Below are 16,418 nucleotides of genomic sequence, written 5' to 3' on the forward strand. Positions count from 1 at the left end.
GTGAGCAGACCTCAAAAGTATTGTTTTTTATGATTCAGTTTGTCGCCGTTTATGTTCGCTGATAAACGATTCGACTAAGTTAACATCTTCTTTGCTACCAATGACTAACGGAGTTCGTTGATGTAGTTTTTGTGGCATGATATCTAATAAGTTCTGTTCTCCATTACTGGCACGTCCTCCCGCTTGTTCGATCAAAAAGGCTAAAGGTGCTGTTTCATAGAGTAATCTGAGTTTTCCCTGTGGATTTTTCACCGTTCCAGGATATAAGAAGACTCCACCTTGCATTAAAATTCGGTGGATATCGCCGACTAAAGCCCCACTATAACGGGAAGTATAACCTTCATGACGATGGACATAGCGCGTATAATCTCTGATAGATTCGTCCCACTGCCAGAAATTTCCTTCATTGGTGCTATAAATTGGCCCATGTTCGGGAATCTTGATATTTTCTTGAGCAAGAATAAATTCCCCTAAACTCGGATCAAGAATAAACGAATGAACGCCACGACCTAATGAATAAACCAACATCGTCGAAGGGCCATATAAAATATATCCTGCCGCGAGTTGCTGTCTTCCATTTTGCAATAAATCGTTGGCTTGTCCATTAAGGTCTTCACCTTGTTGTTGACGAATCGCAAAAATTGAACCGACATTGATATTAATATCAACATTCGATGAGCCATCGATCGGATCATACAATAAGGTATAACGACCAATCGGACAATTTTCGGGAATGTAATAAGGTTCATCCATTTCTTCGGAAGCAAGGCGACAAACTAAGCCACTTTGTTTAAAAACGGAGATAAACACCTCATTGGCGTAAATATCCATCTTTTTGACTGATTCTCCTTGGACATTCGTTTCCCCAGTAAATCCTAAGACATCTGCCATTAAACCCGCACGACTCAGACGACGGGAAATTAATTTACCCGCCAGAGCAATACGACTCATAATTGCGCTGAGATCCTGTGCTTCTGGGGTAAAGCTTTCTAATTGCTGTAGAACATGGCGTGAGAGCGTCATACAATCACGGTCTAAAGCTTGTTCTGGAATGTTAAAGGATTGAAGAGTGCTTGTCATGATTAATTTTTTTACTCCTGACTTTAAGCTAGACCTGTTTTCAGGCGAAAACTTCCCTACTATTGATCTATCTTAGGAAAAAAAAACAGGGGATTTATTAAAGAGACATTAAAATCTTTCTTTCTATAGGGTTTTTGCAGCTTTTAATTTTAAAACCCTTCTCAATAAAGCTTGGTTTCTCGATGCGAACAGATTTAAAGTAAACACAAGCGAGTTTAAATGAGTTAATGGGATAAAAAGTCAAAGAGGCTGATATTAGATCTAACAGGCGGTTGATTGAACTTTATAAAAATTTTGAGCAGATCAGCTAAGTTACAGAAATGTCAATTCATCAAAAAGCTTTATGACAATTCGCTTTAACTTCTGATTCTTTCGTTAAATTCGTTGAAAGCAGTCACTAAATCGTCTGTATTTTTAGAGAGACATCCATCTGAGACTGTACTTTTGTACCAACAAATGTACCACTAATGGGGGTGGCACCTTTGGGAATACGGGCTGCGGCTAGGGCTACATGAGCATCAGCAACTGCTTGTCCCCGCGTTTGGTCATAACCTCGCCATCCTCCACCAGGAATATATACCTCTGCCCAAGCATGAAGATAACGCCGTTCATTAATTTTGGGTACACTACGAGCTTGATAACCACTGACAAAACGACAAGCAAAACCTTGTTGGCGACAAATTGCCATAAATAAAACCGCCATATCACGGCAAGCACCCCGTTTTTTACTCAGGGTAGTTTCAGGTGATTGAGGGCTTCCAGTTTCGCGGATTTCGCTTTTAATTTCGTTATATATATATTGATTAACGACTTCTAAAAAGGGCAATGCTTCAAATTTGGCAATTGTCGCTAACTCGTTGGATAGTTCTATAATTTTTTGTTCTGGTACTTCTGTATTCAAATAAGTAATTAAATGTTCTTTTAAATCCTCAGAATAATTAATTGGCCATTGCTCAAAGTGCCTTTCTGGAAAATAATCAAAGGGATTACGGCGCAAAGTTTCTATACTAAAGCGAGTTTTGATGTTTAAATGAGTGGTGGGTTCATCAAACCAAGTTCGCGTTACTATATTTCCTTCTAAATCCATTAAACTGGTCATTAAACGGGGCGTTGGTTCAATGACACATTCAAAGTTTAATAGATGTTGACTACCATCACCTCTCGGTTGTAGTCGTATGGTTTGCGGCCCCAGAGAAACTGCATTACTGTAGGTGTAACACGTTGAGTGTTCTATTTCAAATCGCATGAGCTAAATTTTTCTACTCCACACACCATGTTACTAAGCGGCCATTGGCTTGAATCTTGAATTTTTGGTTACTTTTTCCCACGTATTGGGAACTTCATCCGCCCAGACTTTAAATTCTTTCAATTGATATGAGCCAAAAGAGGTCATTAATGCCACATCAGCCGCATCACGTCCGCGAACCATCAAAACACGTCCAATACGGGGGACATTATGACGAGCATCAAAAGTATACCATTGTCCATCTAAAAACACCTCAAACCACGCATGAAAATCCATGGCAAAGGGTAAGGGTTCGACTCGAATATCACCCAAATAACCCGCAGCATAACGCGCAGGAATATTTAAACAACGGCAAAAGGTTAAGGCTAAATGGGCGAAATCTCGACAAACCCCTGTACGCTCGGTGTAAACTTGATATGCGGTTTTGCTGACATTGGTATAAGCGTATCCATAACGAATATTTGCATGAACCCAGCCACAAATTGCTTGAACTTTTTGCCATCCTGGTGTAATATTACCGAACAATTGCCAAGCGATTTCACTAAGTTGATCAACTTCACAATAACGACTACCAAGTAAGTATTGTAGTGTTTGAGGCGGTAGGTCTTCAATGTCGTGCTGTATCGCTTGTGGATTAATGATATCGGGCAGTCCACTATCTTCTACGATCGTATCATTCCACATCCGCAATTGACCCAGAGGCGCAATAATCCGACCACAACGATTCCCAAAAGGATCAATATATTCTTTAATAGATATATCGGGGTCAAATCTAATTTGATCTGGCTTTCTTAAATCCCCGACTCGTTCTGGATGAGTATAAAGCATGAGGTGCATCGGCACGGGCGCGGGGGACTCAATAACAATGTCATAACCAATTTTAATTAACATGGGTTTAAGCGGGCTGACTGAAAACTCAAAGCCTCGTATTCAAAAATTTTTGTCATACTTATCACGATAACAACTTCATATCTTGAAAAAGACTAAACCAAAGACTGAAACCCAGTTACTTATTTAGAAAGACTTGCGACGCTAATTAATAGAGATATCAAAGACTTTAAGATCGGAACCTGTAACCGATGGCAAGGGTCAAATGATGATAGTGTCTAGCAATTTCATGCCTACCACCGATAAAAATATTTGACTATACGAATGAGACATATGAAATTTAGGAACTCACTCCACATCGCCGCTTTAGCTAGCTTGACCGTATCCTCTATTATTCCGTGTATTCCTGCTCAAGCACAAGGTACAACTTTTGAAGAACAAGAAGTTGAGCAACAACAAGTTATTGCTGTAGCTCGTCCTTTTGGCGATAATAAATATGATTTGCTGGTTATTGAACAAATTCCTGAGAAACAACAGTGCTGGAGTGAAATTGGTGCGGCACCCGCGATCGTTGAGCCACTTTTGCTTAATTTTGATTTTACAGGAATTTGCCGACGAGCCACCGATAGTAATGGTTACTCAATTCGTTTGGATGGTCAGGATTTAGGATTAAACTATATCCTGAGATTGGTTGAGCGAAACGGCGAGTTATTATTAGTTGGCTCACCCCGTACTCCTAATATGCCAGAAATCGTTGTGGGACGAACTAGAGGGGTACAACGAGACTTTATGAAAGTTGTTTTAGACCCTGGTTGGAAGTTTTCTAAGCGAGCTTTTAATGGCAAACAGGTCGGTCATTTTTATTTTAGTGGCAATAGTACCGAAATTGCGGCTGCATCGGGACAAATTCCGCCAGTTCCTCCTACTGATGCTGGTTCTGTGGCTAGTTTCAAGGATATTAGCAATGATATTTATAAATCTGAAATCGAAAAAGCCGTCGCTCTTGGTTTTGTAGCTGGATTTAAAGAAGATAATACATTCCGTCCCGAAACACCAGTCACGAGAGAACAATTAGTTTCGATGGTCATTGATGCAATGAATACGGTTGTTAAAATTGATGTTAATGCAGCAGCAACCAGTTCCAGTCCCTTTACAGATGTAGCTGATGACCGATGGAGTGCCAATAAAATTAAATGGGCCCAACAGAATCAAATTGTAGCAGGTAAAGCAGATGGTCAGTTTAAACCCACTGACCCCATTACCCGCGCCGAATTAATGGTTATTTTACGCAAGGTGAGTGAATACTTAAACACACAAACGACACAATCTTCTGTACTGGTGGCGAATACAACTCCGATGGCTTTTTCTGATATCTCTGGACATTGGGCAGAGACTACTATTATTCAAATGTCAAGTTTTTGTAATACTGCTTCACCTTTTAATGAACAGGGCGATGCTTTTGCACCCAATCAACCCGCTAATCGTAATTATGCCGCCGCCGCGATTATTAGATCTTTAGATTGTGTGAAAGCGAGTATACCTAGTAGTCCTTCGACCAATACGCCAATCAATACGCCACCCAGTACACCGAGTCAAACCACACCATAATGATTAATCTGGGCTTGGCAACCAAGCCCCTACAGCAACCTTTGTTCTTATATAATTTGTTTTAATTTTGAATCGGTAAAATCTTCAATCACCCATTTAGCCCCTACTTTAAGTAAGTCTTCCACTGGATGAGTCGAAAGAACACCAACCGTTAAGATATTGGCACCGACCGCCGAGATGATTCCCGATGGAGAATCTTCAAAAGCGATCGCATTTTCTGGCTTAATCCCCAATTTATCTAATGTTATCTGGTAGGGAATCGGATCGGGTTTTGCTTTGGGTAATTCTTCCCCTAAAACGATAATTGGAAAAGTGTTAGATAATTCTAAAGCATTTAACATAAAGTCTACATTCGCTTTCGGTGCATTAGTCACTAACGCGAGTTGTAAGTTTTGAGTAGTTGCCCAATTTAAAAAATCAACTAATCCGGGCAAAGGTTTCATTAAATTGGTTGCTAATTCCCGAAAAAGACTTTCTTTCTCGTCAGCAAGTTTAATTCCTGCTTCAGTTGACATATCAGGAAAGATATCCCTAATAATCTGCGGGTTATGCTTTCCCGAAATATGGTATTCATAAAAATCTTGATCGATTTCTAAGCCATATTGTTGTAGAATTTTCTGCCAGCTTAAAAAATGAATCGGGTTTGTATCGGCTAATGTTCCATCTAAGTCAAAAAGAAGGGCTGACAGCATAAGGAGGTTAAATAAATAATAATTGTTTTAAATTATAGATAATAATTTTACTTTCTTTCTATAAGCGAAAATTTGGTTGAGTTATTATTTTAGATTGCTGAATAAAGTTAGTCAAAATCTTAATATCCTCAATAGAAAGATTATTTTTAATAATTAATGTGCAGTTTGATTCAAGTAAACACTTTTTAGAAAGACAAGTGAGCATTAAAATTTTCTCTTTTAAAGACATAATATAATATTTTTCTCCTTTCAAATATTTTATTTCTTCTTGCTCCCGACCGTACTTTCTAAGAATATAAAAAATCTCGTTAATAATTTCTTGAACAAAATATTCGGTTAGGATGACTTTAACAAAATTTTTCACATTTCCTTTTTCTAACCTTTTTAATAGCTCGAGAAGTTGTTGTTTAATTCCTTTAGCTTGTTCTTGCAATATATCAAATAAATTGTCTGTAGTGTCATAAATCTCTATTAGCCACATGAAAAATTCATCAGGAGATATTGCTTTAACATTATATTTAGAAAGCTCAGAGCTTGGAAAATCTTTAAGATTGTGTGTAGCAATAATTACTGTAGCGTTATTTTCTAATTTTTGTGCTTCTATTGCCGTAGCTAAAACATGGCGATCTTTATGGTCATTCTTAAGACTTTCAATTAAACTATCAGTCGGCTTAACTAATGATTCAGGAAAGGCTTTTTTAATCTGATTAACTTTATATTCAGCTTTTTGTCTAGCTGTATCTATATCATCTTTTCTTTTAATAAAAATTTTCTCTAAATTTTTTTTGGTTTCGTCTAAAATTTTTGGAGAAGTATAAAATCGATATAATCCTTTTTCGGCCGCTCTAGGAAGAGTATCACAAAACGGCATTGGAATTAAAACACAGACATCAAGAACGACAATCGGTAAATTCACTGATAGCTTTTAATCATCCTTAAGCATTTCACAGACTGATCCATAGTCTAAATCATCTAAACCATCTTCGTAAATGCCAGCCGAAAACTCTTCTAAAGTTTGACGACGTTCTGTATCTCTTTGTGTCTTGTAAGATAAAACATCTTTGACTAATACTCTACGGCGGTTTCCCACTTTACTAAATGGAATTTCCCCATTTTCTAAAAGTTTTACGAAGTAGGGGCGTGAAACGTTAAGAACATCAGCCGCTTCTTGTGTCGTCATGTATGCTTCACTTGGAACTAATGTAATAGAGTTCCCTTGGCGCAAATCTGTTAGTACACTAGAAAGAATGCTGTACTCAATGTCAGATAAATAGGTAGGCAATCCATCATCTACTAAAGAATAACGAATATTGGGAAGCAAGGGTGTATAAACCCTGATATTTTGGCTACTATCTGTAAATTTTTTTGAGTGTTTGGTTGTAGGCATGGTTAATTCCTCATTAGCCACATCGCCTATGGGTTAAGTGACCTGAAGGTCAGCTAATAATGTACTTACAATTTGTTTGCTAAATTTATAAGTACACTTATAAGGAATATAACGTTTATCCGAAATATTCGCAATATCCGAAACAAAAAAATAAGTCCCCAAAGATATACTAGGGGACTCTCTGTATTAATCTTAAGCGGCAACTTCGGCTTCAGCGCGTTTGAAGGCTTCGTCTAAAATTTCCGAAAGGGTTGGATGAGCATGAATATTAAAGGCTAGGGTTTGAACCGAACGACGTTCAGAGATCGCATTAGCCGCTTCTTGAATTAAATCAGAGGCATGAATCCCGATAATATGGACTCCTAGTAATTCTCCCGTATCTTTGCGATAAACGACTTTTGCCATTCCTTCGGTTTCGCCTTCTGCTAATGCTTTGGAATTGCCCTTAAAATACGTTTTAGCGGTCGCTACTGTAAAACCTTCTTTTTCCCCTAATTCTCTGGCTTGGGGTTCTGTTAAGCCAACATAGCTGATCTCAGGGTGGGTAAAGGCGGCAGCTGGTATACTCCGATAATCGATCATTTTCTCACGACCGCAAATATTTTCGACAGCAACAACACCTTGTCCTGATGCAGCATGAGCTAACATCATTTTACCTGTCGCATCGCCTACTGCCCACAAATGGGGAATTGGTTCACCTTCTTTTAAGACTGCCATGCGATCGTCTACAGGAATAAAACCCGTCTGTCAATAGTAATACCGACATTTTCGAGTCCGAGATTTTTGGTCGCGGGAATGCGTCCTGTTGCTACTAAACACGCATCAACTTCTATAGTATCAATGACTTCTTTCGTTTTCATATCAGCTAATTCAATTACTACTGGTGAACCAGGTTTAACCGTTTTAGCCAATACACCAACATAAGTTTCTATATCACGCGGTTTAATTAAAATACGTTCGGCTAGTTTGGAGATTTCGGGATCAAAACCAGGCATTAGAGTGTCTAAAGCTTCAATCATCGTCACTTCAGATCCCAAAGCGGTATAAATGTCAGAAAATTCTAACCCAATATAACCACTACCAATAATCGCCACCCATTGGGGAACGCTTCCTAGTTTAACTGCTTCATCACTGGTAAAAACCGTTTGATGATCGATTTCAATTCCAGGGGGAACAAACGGAATAGACCCTGGACAAAGCATGATATCTTGAGCGGTAATAATCTTTTCGCCACTATCACCTAGTACGCTAACTTTGTGAAGATCGACTACTTTTCCCCAACCTCGGATCGTATCGACATTAAGGCGTTTTAAACTATTAGTAAGATCGCCACGAATTTTATTAACTAGATTAGTCGCATGATTAGCAATTACAGATTCATCGAATTGAAGATCTTGAACTTGAATCCCCAAGTCTTTAAGATGAGCAGTATCTTTTAATTCTCTGACTTTACCCGATGCTGCGAGTAAGGCTTTTGAGGGGATACAGCCTCGGTTGACACAGGTTCCTCCCATATCTTTTGCTTCGATGATGGCGGTTTTTAGACCACATTTAACTGCGTGTAGGGCTGCACCATGACCACCCACACCAGCCCCTATAATGACTAAATCATAATCAAACTCACTCATATAGTCTCCTAATATTTTTATACCAATTTTCTATTGTAATGGTTAGTCGCGAGTCACTCTTACTTTAGCGATCGCCACAATAGGTATTAATTTTTTCGCCAACTTCTCGTTCTAATTGTCCTGCTTTTCTAACTTTTTCTTGAGCCGATTTAGCTGCTAGACGATCTTTGGTTTCCCATACTTTAATAATTTCCCTAGTTGCTGTAGCATAGTCGAGATACACTTGAGCAAATAAGGTTTTATAGTTTTTCAGTTCCTCATCATTAATTTTTAAGTTTTTCATTTCGTCGGCTGCTTGCTCAATTTTATCAGCCGCTAAAAGCCAAGTTTTTTTATCAACTTCTTGACCACTTTTCGTTAAAGATTGAGTTTCTTTAGTAACTTCATTGGCAATCTGATAAATTTTTTGACACTGAAAGGATTTTGTTTCAGCACAACTTGTGAGTAGATAAGTGAGAAAACTAATTAACCAAAAACGGCTTGCTAACTTCATTTTACAAGAATTTAGACATTAACTACTTTCAAAAAAATTCAATACAGAATAAATTGCATTGAATGGATATCATCTATCTTGATTATTATATCTCAATTTTCCAACTGTGGAATGTTTAAATACTTTTGGTGTATAACCCGCCTTGATTTAAACGATAGCTACCCGTAGTTTAAGGTGTTGGAGTTAATCTAATTATTTAAGATTAATCAAGATTTCTAATTGGAGCAACTCAGTAATTTTACTATAATTTATCAAAAATCTGGATAAATACGGAAGTTGTTTAGCAAGATTTCTCAAAAAATGATTTAAGAAATAATGATAATTTACATCAGGATTAAGGGAATATTGATTACAAGATTACGGAGAAAAAAGACATGAGTGTAATACTTACTGAAAAAGAGATTAATATTTGTCAACACTTTCAAAAGCATTTTTTGCTCAAAATTGCTGAAAATGATTCATTATTAGAGGAAGTTTATCAAATTCGTTATAATGTTTATTGCGAAGAGCTTAAATACGAACAGAAAGAATGCTTTCCTGATCGACAAGAAAAAGATATTTTTGATCACAGATCAATACATTGTTTACTACAGCATCGTGAAAGTCAGCTTTATGCTGGTTGTGTAAGATTAGTCTTACCAGATCGACAAAAACCTCAATTTTCACTTCCTTTTGAAACAGTCTGTCAGAATCATTCATATTGTAGTCAATTTCCTCCTTTTTCTTATGGAGAAGTTTCTCGTTTAGCTGTTAGAAGTGAATTTCGCAGACGTACAGGAGAAGCTAAAACCCCTAGCGGATTACTATTATTCGATGAGCTAAATTTAATCACAAACAAAAAACGTAAATTTCCACTGATTGCCTTAAGTTTGTATCTGAGCGCAACAAGTATTGCTTTGCTTGCGGATATGGAGCGAGTTTTTGTACTAATGGAACCCTGTCTTGCTCGTCAGCTACAACATTTTGGTTTTGTCTTCTCTCGAATTGGTGATTCGGTAGAGCATCATGGCAAACGAGCACCTTATCAAATCACTAAAAAAGATTTATTTCAGCATCTTCCTTTAGATATCAGAGAATTTTTGGATATGATTTATGATAATGTACGAGCTACATCAGTAAAATCACGTATCCAACAACTTTTGAAGTAAATAGAGTTAATGATTCTGCTCCAAGTGTTCAAAAATCAGTTAAATTCAAAAAATGAAAAGAAGATCTTAATTTGATAGATACATAGAAAGGTGAGGAGTATTAAAAATCGTTTCTTCAACTTAGGATCTTTTCTCTTTAATTATGGGCTTGTTTTTGAAAAAAATTATGGATAATGCTCAAGCTATTCAAGCATGGATTCAATGTTTAGGGAATCAATACGTTTTAACAGAGCCAAATTATTTACACGAATGTCAAACTGCAACATTTACTACTGCTAGTCAGTTTCTAGCCATCTTGCGTCCTATAAATACAGCAGAAATTCAAGCCTGTCTAAAAATCGCTGATCAGTATCAAATTCCAATATATCCCATTAGTAAGGGAAAAAACACAGGGTACGGCTCAAAAGTTGCTCCCTCTGATAATTGTGCGCTTTTAGATTTAGGACGTTTAGATCAAATTACTGACTATAACGGAAAACTAGGTTATGTTACCGTAGAAGCAGGAGTGACACAAACTCAGTTATATCAGTTTCTCCGAGAGCAAGACGCACCGTTTTGGATGGATGCTGTAGGAGCAAGTCCCGAAGCTAGTTTAATTGGTAATGTTCTTGAAAGAGGATTTGGACACACACCCTATGGAGAGCATTTCGCTCACGTTTGTGGGTTTGAAGTGGTTTTAGCAACGGGTGAGTGTATTCATACTGGATTTGGTCAATTTACTAATGCACAAGCAACTCCGATTTATCGCTGGGGAGTGGGCCCTTATTTAGATGGTTTGTTCTCTCAATCTAATCTCGGTATTGTGACCAAAATGACCATTTGGTTAATGCCAAAACCAGAATATTTTCAAGCGTTTTATTTTAGTATCGAACACGATGAGCAACTGGCTGATTTAATCGATGCTTTGCGACCTTTACGATTGAATGGAACTCTTAAAAGCGCGATTCATATCGGCAATGACTACAAAGTTTTAGCCTCAATTCGTCCCTATCCTTGGACAGAAATGATTAATAAAACACCTCTTACGGATGAAGTATTGGAACAATTTGCCAAAACTTGGGGATTTGGTGCTTGGAATGGTTCAGGGGGGTTGTATGGAACTCGTAAACAAGTCGCTGAGGCAAGACGTTTAGTTAAGCAGGCATTAAAAGGTAAGGTCAAAAGACTACAGTTTATTGACGATTTTACTTTGCAGACTTTACAAAAATTAGAAAAACCCTATCAGTGGCTCACCAAAACTAAGGTATCGGAACTCTTGAAACTTTTGAAACCTGTTTATGGTCTAATGCAGGGTATCCCAACGGCAACCCAGTTAAAAAGTGCTTATTGGCGTAAAAAAACACTTCCTTTAGACCCAGTTAACCCCGAAAAGGATCAATGTGGCTTAATTTGGTGCGCTCCTATTGCACCGTTAGATGGTGCCTCAGCTGTCCAGATTAATGAAATTGTTAATGACGTTTTCTTTCAATATCAGTTTGAACCTTTAATTTCTATTTCTCTGCTAACTGAACGGTGTCTCAATTGTGTGATTGCGATTACTTATGATCGCGAAATCCCTGGTGAAGATGAGCGTGCCATGGCTTGTTATGAAAGTTTGATGGAACAGTTAACTCAAGCGGGCTATTATCCCTATCGTCTGGGTATTCAATCTATGAAACTCCTTGCTCAAAGCGAGGACAGTTATCAAAAGCTCTTAACAAAACTTAAACATTGTCTCGACCCTCATGGCATCTTAGCACCAAGACGTTATTGTCCTCCTCTAGCTGATTCTCTCAATACTGATCAGTAATTTTAAACTCGGTTCGGCTTTTCCTCTTCCATAAGTAATAAACCTAAATCTAGCTTAAATTAGAACGTTTAGGGGAAAAACAACTACCTTAGGACAGTTTTCCTAATCGAATTTTTTACCTAGGAGGTTTAAACTTCTCTTGGTACATTTTATTTACATATTTTAACAATTAGCATAAGCCTTATCCATCAAGAAAAAGAAAGTATTGAAATGAAAAACCAATGAAGAGTAAAGTTATGTCGAATAATGTGATTGATGCTTTATTAGCGAGATTCCGAACATCATCAGAACCGTCTAAACCAGAACCTTCGCAATGGGAAACTCCCTTTGCTTTCCCGATGGAAGTTCATATTGTAGACAAGCAAGATATTTTTTATAAAAAAGGGCGAGTTTTAGCAGAACACGCTTATCGTCGTACTTGGAAGACAGAAAATCTACTTGATGGAAACGATTATGCTGTGGTTGTTTCTCAAAAAGGAACTGTTATAGGCAACCTCAATTTGCAGCTACGCTCAAAAGACAAGCCGTTGAAAAGCGAAATGTTTTTTGGTCAAGAACATTGGCAAAGCTATTTTAACCTTGGTTCGACTGGAGTTGCTGAGATTTCTGCACTGGCTATTTCTCATGAACTTCCACAAGAGATGAGTCGTCCAGTAATGATGTTATTAATTTTAGGTATTAGTAGTCTCTGTCGTCTCAAAGAGATTAGCTTATTAGCAACCGTTCAACATGAATTTTTGATTCGTGTTCTTAAACAAAGTTTACAAATGCCCTTTATTTGGAATGAAAAGGTTCAAACTCCAAGCGGAAAGTTACCTAATGATAATTACTGGAACCGCAAAGAGCCGCCTAAGCTTTACTATCTAGATACTAATAGTCAGCAAGCTGTATCCTCTTGTGCCTCTTTTTTCTGGTATTTGAATGCGCTTGGAATTCAAACTGCTTTCTTACCGAGAGTACAAACGGAAGAACTAACCTATGCCACTTTTCGCAAATCTGACAAATCTCGAGCTTCCTTGATGAGCCTTAATTTAGCTATTTAGAGCAAACTGACAATTTTTCTTTAAAGCTTGGACGAATAAAGATAACTCTCGAAGAAATTTTGGGTATTTTATGATTATAAACAACCCAATTGTTTTTAAACTTACGCGAGTTGACATTGCTCAAAATTTGTTTTTATGAAATCTGTTTTACTATTTAAACTTTCTCAGCGAACCACATCTGTTCTAGTCTCATTAGCTTTAGCAGCTAGTGGGTTAACTTTGTACTCATTCGGACGATTTCGGCAAAAGACGACTGCTTCTATTCCTTCTGCGGTAGCAGCTAAACCTCAAATGCTCGGAGTAGCGGCTATAGGATATCTAGAACCCCAAGGGGGAGTCATTCAAGTCTCAACTTCATCGTTTCGAGAGGGTGTCCGTATTGATCAATTGTTGGTCACTGAAGGTGAGCAAGTTCAGAAAGGACAAGTCATAGCCGTTTTAGATAATCAAGCACGTCTGCAAGCAGTTCTACGGGAAGCTCAACAACAAGAACAAGTAGCACAAGCTCGTTTGGCACAAGTTAAAGCAGGAGCGAAGCAAGGAGAGATTACCGCGCAAAATGCCCGTTTTCAAGGCAGTAAAGCTGAGTTAGAAGGACAGATTAGTGTACAAAGAGCCTCAATTGCTAATGTAGATGCACAGTTAAAGGGAGAAAGGAACGCTCAACAGGCGGCGATCGCCAAACTAGAAGCCGAATGGCAGAATGCTAAGGTTGATTGTCAAAGATATCAATCACTCTATCAAAATGGTGGAATGTCAGCCCGCGAAAAAGATACAATCTGTTTAAAAGAAGCAACGGTTCGTAAAGAGCTTCAGCAAGCACAGGCGGTTTTGATGCAAATTATGGAGAGCCGCACTCAACAGGTTCTTCAAGCTCAAGCTAATTTACAACGCACGATCGCCACATCACAACGTCAAATTACAGAAGCGCAAGCCACCCTAGAAGCGATTGCTCAAGTTCGTCCAGTTGATATCCAAGTAGCTGAATCGCAGGTAGCTGCCACTCAAGCTGCTGTACAGCGCGCCCAAGCTGATCTAGCTCTATCTTATGTTCGTGCGCCTAGAACTGGACAAATTATTAAAATCAATACTTGGCCAGGTGAGGTCATTAGTGATAAAGGTATTGTTGATTTAGGCCAAACTGATCAAATGTATGTGACGGCAGAAGTCTATGAAACAGATATTAGCCGTGTTAAACTTGGTCAAAGCGTAAAAATTCGAGCCAATGGTGTTATTGAAAATTTAACGGGTATTGTTGCTCAGATTGGTTTACAAATTGGCAAAAAGCAGGTTGTGGGGAATGATCCAACTGCTGAGGCAGATGCTAGAGTAGTAGAAGTAAAGATCCGATTAACCCCAGAAGCAAGTCGCAAAGTAGCTAATCTAACCAATTTACAAGTTAATGCGATTATCGATACTTCTGAATCAAACTCTAATCCGCTATAGTCCTGAGCCATGTTTGGTAAATTACCGATCGCTTGGTTACAACTGAGACATCAACCAGTTCGCTTGCTTGTTGCTTTGTCTGGGGTTGTTTTTTCGGTTGTTATTATCTTTATGCAGCTTGGACTGAAAGATGCTTTATTAGATACTGCTGTACTATTTCATCGGTCTTTGCAAGGTGATTGCTTTTTAATTAGTCCTCGTTCAACGGCTTTAGTAGCGATGGAGAATTTTCCAGAACGGCGACTCTATCAAACTTTGGCTTTTGATGCTGTTGATTCTGTCAGCCCGATTTATCTCGGCATGGCTCGCTTACAGAATCCTGCAAAAAGAAATTATTGGCGTAATATCTTTGTCATCGGTTTCGATATTCGCTCTAAAATCTGGAATTTACCTGGTGTTGCAGAAAATCAATATTTACTGCAACTACCTGATACTGTATTATTTGATCGCGATTCTCGTCCTGATTTTGGGCCAATTGCTTCAGAGTTGGAGAAAAATGGGAGTTTAGAAACGGAAATTAAGGCGGGGAGTTCTATCTATAATATTACAATCGCTGGCTTATTCCAATTGGGAGTATCATTTGGTGCTGATGGTAATTTATTAACCAGTCATCTCAATTTTTTGAAAATCTTTGATGGGCGGAGTCCAGGTTTTATCGATATTGGTTTGATTCAACTCAAACCAGGAACTAATATTACATCCCTAGTCGAACAATTGCGTCGCTATCTTCCTTCAGATGTACAAGTTTTTTCTAAGCAGGAATTTATCGATTTTGAGCAAAAATACTGGAATTCGGGAACGGCGATCGGTTTTATTTTTACTTTTGGTACTGGTCTAGCGATTTTGGTCGGAATTGTCGTTGTTTATCAAATCCTTTATACAAACGTGACCGAACATTTACCAGAGTATGCCACTTTAAAAGCGATCGGTTACCCACACAAATACCTTTCATTAGTCGTTTTCCAACAAGCGATTATCATTGCTGTTTTAGGGTTTATTCCTGGCTTTTTACTATCGATGCTACTTTATGATATTGCGGCTCGAGCAACTCATCTACCTATGACGGCTCCTTTGCCGCGCATCATGTTAGTTTTAATTTTAACTATTGTCATGTGTGGAATTTCTGGAGCCTCAGCGATCGCAAAGCTTAAATCGGCTGATCCTGCTGATATTTTTTCTTAGCGGATTACTTTCAAAGCTCAATCTGTATTTTAGATGATACAAAAAAAGAGCAGATATAAATAGAAAATTTATCTAACTGCTCTTTTTCGTTGCAAAATTTAGATATTTAATGTTGCTGACGTTTCTTCAAGCCAGAAGCGGCTAAAGCTCCGACTGACAACAAACCAAAGATAGTACTTGGCTCAGGCATTCCTTCTATTGGTTCGTCAACTACAAGAGTCACAGAACCTGATGTTACCGTTTGGCCTTGAACAAATTGTCCTGTAAAACCGGCACTGCCTAAAGCTGTATTACCGTTTGTGAAGATACCTGAACCACTAACAGATGCTTCAAAAAGTCCATTACCAATATCACTAACGTTAATGACAAGGGTACTCGGATTGAGAGTGAATTTGACATTTCCGCCTCCTGCACTTGGAGTATTTGCATCATTTGGAAGATCAAATCTTACAAATGGGCCAACTGGTGGTGAAGCTGCGCTAAAACTTTGAATGTCGTAGGACTCGTCAAACAAAAGCAGACCACTACCGGGGCCAAAAGTTCCTGTGCCACTGGCAAAAGTAAAATCGCCGTAAGTATTAATGGGAGCAAATATTCCTTGGAATCCTGCAAGGGGATTTGCAGGATCAATCGTGTCAAACCGAAAGAATCGATCACCTGGATCATTAGGATCAGCAAACTCAACATTCACATTGAGATTTATTGTATCTCCTGCATCAAAGATTACAGCTTGAGCGGGTAAAATCTCTAGTAGTGTACCCACTGTGATTAGGGGAAATATTGCTAGAATACTACGAAAACTGAGCATTGGTCGAACCTTCCTTTTGTTTTAAATGTTACGGTTTATT

The 16,418-nt window shown here is 38.3% G+C and carries 14 protein-coding genes and 1 pseudogene; 6 read left to right on the forward strand and 9 right to left on the reverse strand.

Annotated elements, in window-relative coordinates:
- Positions 1-27: 27 nt before the first annotated feature.
- The 3 genes from fbp to CFPU101_RS10835 form a co-directional block, all read right to left on the reverse strand.
- Positions 28-1,080, reverse strand: a complete 1,053-nt coding sequence (fbp, locus tag CFPU101_RS10825; protein ID WP_206815362.1) for a class 1 fructose-bisphosphatase — start codon at positions 1,078-1,080, stop codon at positions 28-30.
- Positions 1,081-1,477: 397 nt separating this feature from the next.
- On the reverse strand, positions 1,478-2,326 hold the full coding sequence (locus CFPU101_RS10830; RefSeq protein WP_206815363.1) for a transglutaminase family protein: 849 nt from the start codon (positions 2,324-2,326) through the stop codon (positions 1,478-1,480).
- A 33-nt stretch (positions 2,327-2,359) separates the two neighbouring features.
- Positions 2,360-3,217 (reverse strand): transglutaminase family protein, encoded by an 858-nt coding sequence (locus CFPU101_RS10835; protein WP_206815364.1) that lies wholly within the window; start codon positions 3,215-3,217, stop codon positions 2,360-2,362.
- 270 nt (positions 3,218-3,487) lie between these two features.
- On the opposite strand from CFPU101_RS10835, the gene CFPU101_RS10840 reads away from it, so the two are divergent.
- Entirely contained in the window at positions 3,488-4,762 is a 1,275-nt protein-coding gene (locus tag CFPU101_RS10840) for a DUF3747 domain-containing protein (RefSeq protein ID WP_206815365.1), read from the forward strand.
- 47 nt (positions 4,763-4,809) lie between these two features.
- On the opposite strand, the gene CFPU101_RS10845 is transcribed toward CFPU101_RS10840, so the two are convergent.
- The 5 genes and pseudogenes from CFPU101_RS10845 to CFPU101_RS10865 all read right to left on the reverse strand — a co-directional run bounded on the left by CFPU101_RS10845 (position 4,810) and on the right by CFPU101_RS10865 (position 8,962).
- A complete protein-coding gene (locus tag CFPU101_RS10845; RefSeq protein WP_206815366.1) occupies positions 4,810-5,454 on the reverse strand; it encodes an HAD family phosphatase in 645 nt (214 codons plus the stop codon).
- 58 nt (positions 5,455-5,512) lie between these two features.
- Entirely contained in the window at positions 5,513-6,370 is an 858-nt protein-coding gene (locus tag CFPU101_RS10850) for a PIN domain-containing protein (RefSeq protein ID WP_206815367.1), read from the reverse strand.
- A gap of 9 nt (positions 6,371-6,379) precedes the next feature.
- Positions 6,380-6,841, reverse strand: a complete 462-nt coding sequence (locus tag CFPU101_RS10855) for a helix-turn-helix domain-containing protein (RefSeq protein ID WP_206815368.1) — start codon at positions 6,839-6,841, stop codon at positions 6,380-6,382.
- A gap of 192 nt (positions 6,842-7,033) precedes the next feature.
- Positions 7,034-8,469, reverse strand: a pseudogene (gene lpdA, locus CFPU101_RS10860) (dihydrolipoyl dehydrogenase).
- 64 nt (positions 8,470-8,533) lie between these two features.
- A complete protein-coding gene (locus CFPU101_RS10865; protein WP_206815369.1) occupies positions 8,534-8,962 on the reverse strand; it encodes a hypothetical protein in 429 nt (142 codons plus the stop codon).
- Between the two features lie 374 nt (positions 8,963-9,336).
- Here CFPU101_RS10865 and CFPU101_RS10870 point away from each other — a divergent pair, with 374 nt between their 5' ends.
- The 5 genes from CFPU101_RS10870 to devC all read left to right on the forward strand — a co-directional run bounded on the left by CFPU101_RS10870 (position 9,337) and on the right by devC (position 15,570).
- Positions 9,337-10,110, forward strand: a complete 774-nt coding sequence (locus CFPU101_RS10870) for a PEP-CTERM/exosortase system-associated acyltransferase (protein ID WP_206815370.1) — start codon at positions 9,337-9,339, stop codon at positions 10,108-10,110.
- 166 nt (positions 10,111-10,276) lie between these two features.
- Complete coding sequence (locus CFPU101_RS10875; protein WP_206815371.1) at positions 10,277-11,899, forward strand: FAD-binding oxidoreductase; 1,623 nt, start codon at positions 10,277-10,279, stop codon at positions 11,897-11,899.
- A gap of 221 nt (positions 11,900-12,120) precedes the next feature.
- Complete coding sequence (locus tag CFPU101_RS10880) at positions 12,121-12,942, forward strand: hypothetical protein (protein WP_206815372.1); 822 nt, start codon at positions 12,121-12,123, stop codon at positions 12,940-12,942.
- Between the two features lie 135 nt (positions 12,943-13,077).
- Positions 13,078-14,388 (forward strand): HlyD family efflux transporter periplasmic adaptor subunit, encoded by a 1,311-nt coding sequence (locus tag CFPU101_RS10885; protein WP_206815373.1) that lies wholly within the window; start codon positions 13,078-13,080, stop codon positions 14,386-14,388.
- 9 nt (positions 14,389-14,397) lie between these two features.
- Entirely contained in the window at positions 14,398-15,570 is a 1,173-nt protein-coding gene (gene devC / locus CFPU101_RS10890; protein ID WP_206815374.1) for an ABC transporter permease DevC, read from the forward strand.
- A 106-nt stretch (positions 15,571-15,676) separates the two neighbouring features.
- Here the strand turns inward: devC and CFPU101_RS10895 are convergent, their stop codons facing one another.
- Complete coding sequence (locus CFPU101_RS10895) at positions 15,677-16,378, reverse strand: PEP-CTERM sorting domain-containing protein (protein WP_206815375.1); 702 nt, start codon at positions 16,376-16,378, stop codon at positions 15,677-15,679.
- Positions 16,379-16,418 lie beyond the last annotated feature (40 nt).

The organism is Chroococcus sp. FPU101, from assembly GCF_017312365.1.
Taxonomy (GTDB): domain Bacteria; phylum Cyanobacteriota; class Cyanobacteriia; order Cyanobacteriales; family Microcystaceae; genus Chroococcus.

Excerpts from the sequence above, each read along its gene's own strand:
- CFPU101_RS10835 (WP_206815364.1), bottom strand. The coding sequence starts at position 3,217 with ATGTTAATTAAAATTGGTTATGACATTGTTATTGAGTCCCCCGCGCCC.
- CFPU101_RS10885 (WP_206815373.1), top strand. The coding sequence starts at position 13,078 with ATGAAATCTGTTTTACTATTTAAACTTTCTCAGCGAACCACATCTGTT.
- fbp (WP_206815362.1), bottom strand. The coding sequence starts at position 1,080 with ATGACAAGCACTCTTCAATCCTTTAACATTCCAGAACAAGCTTTAGAC.
- CFPU101_RS10830 (WP_206815363.1), bottom strand. The coding sequence starts at position 2,326 with ATGCGATTTGAAATAGAACACTCAACGTGTTACACCTACAGTAATGCA.
- CFPU101_RS10855 (WP_206815368.1), bottom strand. The coding sequence starts at position 6,841 with ATGCCTACAACCAAACACTCAAAAAAATTTACAGATAGTAGCCAAAAT.
- CFPU101_RS10865 (WP_206815369.1), bottom strand. The coding sequence starts at position 8,962 with ATGAAGTTAGCAAGCCGTTTTTGGTTAATTAGTTTTCTCACTTATCTA.
- CFPU101_RS10895 (WP_206815375.1), bottom strand. The coding sequence starts at position 16,378 with ATGCTCAGTTTTCGTAGTATTCTAGCAATATTTCCCCTAATCACAGTG.
- CFPU101_RS10840 (WP_206815365.1), top strand. The coding sequence starts at position 3,488 with ATGAAATTTAGGAACTCACTCCACATCGCCGCTTTAGCTAGCTTGACC.
- CFPU101_RS10875 (WP_206815371.1), top strand. The coding sequence starts at position 10,277 with ATGGATAATGCTCAAGCTATTCAAGCATGGATTCAATGTTTAGGGAAT.
- CFPU101_RS10845 (WP_206815366.1), bottom strand. The coding sequence starts at position 5,454 with ATGCTGTCAGCCCTTCTTTTTGACTTAGATGGAACATTAGCCGATACA.
- CFPU101_RS10870 (WP_206815370.1), top strand. The coding sequence starts at position 9,337 with ATGAGTGTAATACTTACTGAAAAAGAGATTAATATTTGTCAACACTTT.
- CFPU101_RS10880 (WP_206815372.1), top strand. The coding sequence starts at position 12,121 with ATGAAGAGTAAAGTTATGTCGAATAATGTGATTGATGCTTTATTAGCG.
- devC (WP_206815374.1), top strand. The coding sequence starts at position 14,398 with ATGTTTGGTAAATTACCGATCGCTTGGTTACAACTGAGACATCAACCA.